General features: G+C 40.9%; 6 protein-coding genes. 5 read left to right on the forward strand and 1 reads right to left on the reverse strand.

The window, feature by feature from the left end; genetic code table 11:
- Positions 1 to 60 precede the first annotated feature (60 nt).
- Genes RU86_RS09260 through mngB form a run of 4 tightly spaced genes read left to right on the forward strand, consistent with a single transcriptional unit; the run spans position 61 to position 4,706 of the window.
- Positions 61 to 516 (forward strand): PTS sugar transporter subunit IIA, encoded by a 456-nt coding sequence (locus RU86_RS09260; protein ID WP_096815048.1) that lies wholly within the window; start codon positions 61 to 63, stop codon positions 514 to 516.
- 1 nt (position 517) lies between these two features.
- Positions 518 to 835: a PTS fructose transporter subunit IIB gene (locus RU86_RS09265; protein ID WP_047915259.1), complete on the forward strand. Its 318-nt coding sequence runs from the start codon at positions 518 to 520 to the stop codon at positions 833 to 835.
- Between the two features lie 47 nt (positions 836 to 882).
- Entirely contained in the window at positions 883 to 1,977 is a 1,095-nt protein-coding gene (locus tag RU86_RS09270; RefSeq protein ID WP_096815049.1) for a PTS fructose transporter subunit IIC, read from the forward strand.
- Positions 1,978 to 2,036: 59 nt separating this feature from the next.
- The gene (gene mngB / locus RU86_RS09275) at positions 2,037 to 4,706 is read left to right on the forward strand and encodes a mannosylglycerate hydrolase (RefSeq protein WP_096815050.1); all 2,670 of its coding nucleotides are present in this window, start codon (positions 2,037 to 2,039) and stop codon (positions 4,704 to 4,706) included.
- 85 nt (positions 4,707 to 4,791) lie between these two features.
- Here the strand turns inward: mngB and RU86_RS09280 are convergent, their stop codons facing one another.
- On the reverse strand, positions 4,792 to 5,403 hold the full coding sequence (locus RU86_RS09280) for a Type 1 glutamine amidotransferase-like domain-containing protein (RefSeq protein ID WP_096815051.1): 612 nt from the start codon (positions 5,401 to 5,403) through the stop codon (positions 4,792 to 4,794).
- Positions 5,404 to 5,628: 225 nt separating this feature from the next.
- On the opposite strand from RU86_RS09280, the gene mnmA reads away from it, so the two are divergent.
- On the forward strand, positions 5,629 to 6,792 hold the full coding sequence (gene mnmA / locus RU86_RS09285) for a tRNA 2-thiouridine(34) synthase MnmA (RefSeq protein ID WP_096815052.1): 1,164 nt from the start codon (positions 5,629 to 5,631) through the stop codon (positions 6,790 to 6,792).
- Positions 6,793 to 6,975 lie beyond the last annotated feature (183 nt).

Raw genomic sequence — 6,975 nt, forward strand, 5'->3', positions numbered from 1 at the left:
CATTTAGGGCATCTCTTCATAGTCAAATATATGAGCTGTCCTTAAGAAAGGAAAAATGAGATGGAATTTAGGAATGAAAACATTTTATTAGATGTCGCAGTAAAAGATAAATTAGCCTTGTTTGAATACATAGCTGACTATGCTGTGACACATAAGATTGTTGCTGATGGCGACGCTTTAGTTGAGGCGTTTTTAAAAAGAGAGCGTGAGGTGTCTACAGGATTGCAAGATTCATTTGCCATTCCACATGCCAAAGCTGCGTTTATTAATGAACCCATTGTTTTATTTTTGAAGCTGAGTCAACCAATCGAGTGGGAGACATTTGACGACAAACCTGTGGCCAACGTCTTTGCATTATTAGTGCCATCAGAGTTTGAAGGCATGGTTCATCTACAAATGATTAGTCAGATTGCGACTTCATTGATGGAAGAATCATTTACAGATATCATCAAGCATACAGATGACGTGACCTTATTAACAACAACAATTTCAAGCGCAATGAATGGAGAGTATTGATATGAAAATTGTAGGGATTACCTCTTGTCCAGCAGGACTAGCACACACACCAATGGCAGCCAAAGCACTAGAAAAAGCCGGACCCAAATTAGGCTATGAGGTGCGTATTGAACAACAAGGATCGATGGGGCAGGTGAATAAGCTCACTGCTGCAGAAATCGAGGCAGCTGACTTTGTCTTACTTGCGACGGATCAAAAAATTACTGGACAAGAACGCTTTCAAGGTAAAAAGCAGATTCGAATTAATATCACAACCTGCATTAAAGCGCCAGAAGCTGTGCTAAAAAAATGCGTGCAGGCAGTTGCAGGTGATGATTAGGTCAGCGATTGACTGATTAATTTCTAGACGTTATAAAGGAGAAGGATATGAAAAAATTTCTAAATACCGCTAAAGGTCATCTGATGACGGGGATTAGTTTTGCCCTACCGATGATTATTGGGGCATCTCTCGTTGTTGCTATCCCTAAAATGATAGCGCTTGCAATGGGCATTACTAGCCTAGATCCATTTGCCAAAACAGCCGGATTCGAGCATTATTTATACTTAGTTGAGCAAGTTGGTTGGACTGGTATCGGCTTAATCAATACAGTGCTTGCAGGTTTTATTGCTTATTCGATTTCAGATAAATCAGCACTAGGTGCGGGGCTCATCGGTGGTGCGATTGCCTCTAAAACAAACGCCGGTTTCCTCGGTGCTATGATTGCCGGGTTTGTCGCAGGTTACGCTGTTGTTTGGTGTAAGAACCACATCAAAGTACCTGAAAAATATAACAGTATCTTACCATTAATCGTTTTTCCCTTAGCAGCGACGCTATCGGTCGCCTTAATCATGGGGGTTATATTATCAGGGCCATTGGGCTTGATTAATACAGGCCTCGTGTCTTGGATTAAAGCCATGATTGAAAACGATGTCAATAAAGTTTTACTAGCTGTCATTATGGGTGCCATGATTGGTTCTGACCTAGGAGGCCCGATTAATAAAGCCTCTTGGATGGCGGGGAATGTGTTACTAACTGAAGGTATTTTCTTACCAGCAATTATCGTAAATGTCGCGATTTGTGCAGTACCGATGGGCTATGCATTGGCATCACTCTTCCATAAAAATAAAATGAGCAACGAGTTATTAGACGCAAGCCGAAATAATTATGTGATGGGCTTTATCGGGATCACAGAAGGTGCAATTCCCTTTACCATGATCAATCCACTCAAGTTAGTCCCTGTTAATATGATTGGCGGTGCTTTGGCATCAGGTATTGGGGTTAGCTTAGGCATGTATGCTAAAATGCCTCCAGTAGGTGGTGTCTATGGCTTCTTTACAGTTGGTAACGGTTGGGCTTATCTAGTAGGCTTATTTGCAGGAGCTGCCTTTATCGGATTTGTCGCACCTTTGCTTGTTAACTTTAAATCAGAAGCAATGGGTGAAACAATGAGCGTTGATGATATTGAAATTAGCTTTGAATAAAGCAGGTAACTGAAAAAGCATATATCCTGGATATATGTTTTTCAATAGAAAGGGTTAAGATGATTAAGAAAGTTCATGTCGTACCACATTCTCATTGGGATCGTGAGTGGTATTTTACAACCAGCAGATCTAAACTATATTTGATGCATAATTTGCAAAAAGTACTCGCACTTTTATCAGCAGATAAGGGCTATGCTCATTTTGTACTTGATGGTCAAGCCTCTTTATTGGATGACTATCTTGCATGGCGACCAGAAGATCAAGCAACCATCGAAAAACTTGTTAAAGCAGGTAAGTTGATTGTTGGACCTTGGTATTCACAAACGGACCAACTGGTCATTTCTGGAGAAAGTATTGTCAGAAATATGCAATATGGCATGGCCATCAGTGATGCTGTAGGTGGCTATATGCCTGTTGGCTATGTCCCGGATTCATTTGGTCAGTCTGCAGCTATGCCACAAATTTATAGAGAATTCGAGATTGAAGATACCCTGTTTTGGCGTGGTGTTAGTGATGATGATGTCAAACATACTGAATATACATGGCGTGGTGAAGATGGCAGTGTTGTCAATGTCTATCAAATACCGTCAGGCTATTATATTGGTGGAGATATTCCAGAAAATGACGGACTATCTCAGTTTTTAAGAGAAGATCCTTTTAAAACAGTTTGGGATCGCAGTACAACAGATCAAGTCCTTTTCCCTAATGGCTTTGACCAAGCACCAGCTAGAGAAAATCTCAGTGAACTCGTCGCAAAAATGAACGCGGCATACGACGAGTTTGATTTGGAAATCTCCACATTCGAAGCTTACATTAATAGTATAAAGGCACAACACCCCCAACTAGAACAAGTTTCAGGTGAGTTGTTAAATGGTAAGATGATGCGGATTCACAAGTCCATCTTTTCATCACGGCCAGACTTAAAAAAACTGAACACAGAAGTACAAAACTACTTGATCAATAAACTGGAGCCGATCTTATCGATGTCGACTAGTTTGGGATTTGACTATCCTAGTGAAGTCGTTAAAGAAATATGGAAACTGATGTTTGAGAATGCAGCGCATGACTCTATCGGCTCTTGCGTATCTGATACGACCAACGAAGATATTTATTTGCGGTATAAAAAAGCAAAAGATCTGTCAGAAAATTTGGTAGAGCTGAAGCTGCGGGAACTTGTCATGCATATGACCAATAAAGAAGACATTACACTCACAGCCTTCAATACGGCATCACAAGCCATGTCAGGTGTTTTTGAAACGACTTTATATGTACCACAACTAGACTTTGCTATTGAAGATGGTTCAGGAAATGCTTATCCGTATACGATTTTATCAGCAATAGATCAGACGGACTATGTACTGGGACAAGGGAATGTGTTAGATGCAAGCAAAGCACAATTTAGACCAGATCGTGTTTATAAAGTCGAGATTGCGATCGCCCTAGCTGATGTCAACGCCTTTGGCTATCAACAATTTCATCTTAATCTTGGAAAAGTCACCCACCAACCATTGGAAAAAAGTCTGGATACTTGTATCGAAAATGCCTTTTATAAGATTCAAGTTAATGCACGCAATTCAGTAGATATCCTAGATAAAAAATTAAATATCTGGTACAAAGATCAGGCCATACTAGAAGAAAATGGGGATGATGGGGATTCGTTTAACTACTCGCCACCACGACAAGATAGGGTGATTCGATCTACTGAGTTCTCACCCGAGATCACAGTAGACAAATCGGACATTATCAGCACACTCGTCTTAAGCTATAGGATGCAAGTTCCTGAAAACTTATCAGCGCGTGCATCAGGCGAAAATGATGTGACACTGCCAGTTTCCTTAACGATTAAACTCAAGAAAAATACGGCTTTCATAGATTTCTCTTGCTCAGTTGACAATCGAAATGCCGATAGTCATAGACTCTGTGTCCTATTTGATACTAATATCGCCTCAAAATTCTCCTATGCAGACCAACAGTTTGGCGTCTTGAAGCGTCCGGTTGTTAGAGAACACGACATGGCCTTATGGGAAGCAGATCAGGCGTCATGGAATGAAGTACCGATTGCTATCGAAACATGCCAAAGTTTCGTCTCCTTAGAGAATGAGGCACGTGGTGTGGCGCTAGTGCCTAAAGCGGTGAGAGAATATGAAATCATAGGCGATGCTTATGATACCATCAGACTGACACTGTTTAGAACCTATGGCTTTATGGGGAAAGCAGATTTACTATATAGACCAGGTCGCGCATCTGGAGAATCGGTCATCGAAACACCCGATGCTCAGTTACATCAAAAAATGACCTATAATTTTTCAGTCGTCTATTACCAAGGTAGCTTATCTGATTATGGACTGTCAAATCAGGTTAATCACTACCTTAAAGGTCTTGAACTCTATCAATACGCTGAATATTTGAATACACGCCTCAGATTTACACAATTTGATGTTGAAAAATACTTGCCACTTAGCAACAGCCTATTTGAAACGACTGGCGACTTGGTCCTCAGTACGGTTAAAAAAGCTGAAAATCGAGATGGCCTTATCTTAAGATATTATAATGGGAACTATCAGACACCAGAAACCATCAAAATAAAGGGTAATCATGCAGTCAAACTTGCTGAGCTGGTCAACTTAAAAGAAGCGACCAAGCAAGACCTATCAGTGTCATCTGATTGTATCGTGATACCAGAAGTTGGTCATGCTAAATTCATTAGCCTTTATATTGAGTTTGAATAAAGGGATTTGTCAGACGAAACTAAAGCAAGTGATATCGCATCAAAAAAACGACTCTCCTAGGCCTAGGTGGGTCGTTTTTCATGGCTTAAATAATCGCTACTTTATCGCCTAAAACAGTGATGATTTGTGCATTTGAAATCGGTTTGAGATTGACTTTAGTACCGTAGTCAGCGATGATTGTCTCAGCATCGGCCTCAAAGGGTGCACTATTATAATGAGGCAGCGTATAGAAATCAACGAGATTTAGGCCTTGCGTGCTAGTCAGCAGAGGTGCTTTTTTGATACTATCCATGGCTGAAATGTAGGCGATATCAGGCGATGTGATAACAGAGCCAGCAGATTCTCCGATGTAGAGTTTACCTTGATTGACCTGTTCGATAATCAAGCGATCAGCCCCTGTAATGGCAAGTTCCTGTCGTAGGAAGAAGGTGTTACCACCCGAGACATAAATCGCGTCATTGCTTTCGAGTTTGCGTTTGATATCTACCGCAGATTCTGTCGAAACCTCTAGTTCGTCAACAATCATGCCAAGTGCTTCAAAGGCTTTTTTAGCTGCTAGGACATAGCCATGATTTTCTTGAGAGACATTAGCTGTTGGGATAAACGTGACGACTTTACCAGAGATAGCTTGGCCAGCAAACTCAGGTAAACGATGGGCGACATCTTCAAAAGACGATGCCAGGAATAATTGTTTCATGTGATACTCCTTTGATCTGATAAGGTATTATTTTGTTTAAACTGCTTGTCCCTATTATAACATAGGCAAGGGAATTGGCGCTTATGACAGGGATGATAGCAGTAGCCTAGCGCGTCTTATGCGCGCTTATCAACAAGGCCCATATCTAGTATTCGCTAGCTAAACATGCTATAATAATAAAGTTAATAACGCCCTTCAAAGCGATTAATTAACACAGGAACAGCCATGCTGTTACCTAGAAAATTTGATGGGAGGATTATTATTTTGCAAAATGATAATTCAAAAACACGTGTCGTAGTCGGCATGAGTGGTGGAGTAGATTCCAGTGTCACGGCGCTTTTGCTCAAAGAGCAAGGCTATGACGTGATTGGCATCTTCATGAAGAACTGGGATGATACTGATGAATTCGGTGTCTGTACTGCGACTGAGGACTATAAGGATGTTGCGCTGGTCGCTGATCAGATCGGGATTCCTTACTATACAGTCAACTTTGAAAAAGAGTATTGGGATCGCGTATTTGAATACTTTTTAGCTGAGTATCGCGCTGGTAGAACGCCTAATCCAGATGTGATGTGTAACAAGGAAATTAAGTTTAAAGCCTTTCTTGACTATGCGACAGAACTTGGTGCTGACTATGTGGCAACTGGACATTATGCGCAAGTAACACGTGATGAGGCTGGTCTTGTTCATATGCTGCGTGGCGCTGATGATAATAAGGATCAAACTTATTTTCTTAGCCAACTTACACAAGCACAACTTCAAAAAGTCCTGTTTCCACTTGGTCATCTGGAAAAACCAGAGGTCAGGAAAATAGCAGAACGTGCAGGCCTTGCAACTGCTAAGAAAAAAGATTCAACAGGCATCTGTTTTATCGGTGAAAAAAACTTTAAACAGTTTCTCAGCCAATATCTCCCTGCTCAAAAAGGCCGTATGATGACCTTTGAAGGCAGAGATATGGGAGAACACGCGGGCCTCATGTATTATACCATCGGGCAACGTGGCGGTTTAGGCATCGGTGGTCAACATGGCGGGGATAATGAACCCTGGTTTGTTGTAGGTAAAGACCTCACACAAAATGTCTTGTATGTTGGTCAAGGCTTTCATCATGAAGCCCTTTACTCAACAAGCTTAGATGCGAGTGAACTTTCTTTTACACGTGACATGCCAGATACCTTTGAAATGCACTGTACAGCTAAGTTTCGCTACCGTCAAGCAGACACTGGTGTCACAATCAAGGTCAATGGCGATAAGGTTGATGTCGTATTTGACGAACCCGTTCGTGCCATCACACCAGGCCAAGCAGTTGTTTTCTATGATGGAGAAGAATGTTTGGGCGGTGGCTTAATCGACCATGCTTACAAAAATGAAGCAGTCATGCAATATCAATAAGATCATGAGAATAGAGAAAACGTCTTTGGGCGTTTTTTTGTTTGCTTTTAAGTAACGCATGATACATGAATTTTATAGTCCTTAAGTCTATATTAAGAGATAAAATAAAAAAATAGGATAACGTTTGAATTGTTATCTAAAAGGTGTAACATGGAATTATCAGAATAATGAATGAAACAGTCG

Source organism: Pseudolactococcus piscium (assembly GCF_002441695.1).
GTDB classification, from domain to species: domain Bacteria; phylum Bacillota; class Bacilli; order Lactobacillales; family Streptococcaceae; genus Pseudolactococcus; species Pseudolactococcus piscium.

Coding starts and splice junctions, on each gene's coding strand:
- RU86_RS09270 (WP_096815049.1), top strand. CDS start 883: ATGAAAAAATTTCTAAATACCGCTAAAGGTCATCTGATGACGGGGATT.
- RU86_RS09260 (WP_096815048.1), top strand. CDS start 61: ATGGAATTTAGGAATGAAAACATTTTATTAGATGTCGCAGTAAAAGAT.
- mngB (WP_096815050.1), top strand. CDS start 2,037: ATGATTAAGAAAGTTCATGTCGTACCACATTCTCATTGGGATCGTGAG.
- RU86_RS09265 (WP_047915259.1), top strand. CDS start 518: ATGAAAATTGTAGGGATTACCTCTTGTCCAGCAGGACTAGCACACACA.
- mnmA (WP_096815052.1), top strand. CDS start 5,629: ATGCTGTTACCTAGAAAATTTGATGGGAGGATTATTATTTTGCAAAAT.
- RU86_RS09280 (WP_096815051.1), bottom strand. CDS start 5,403: ATGAAACAATTATTCCTGGCATCGTCTTTTGAAGATGTCGCCCATCGT.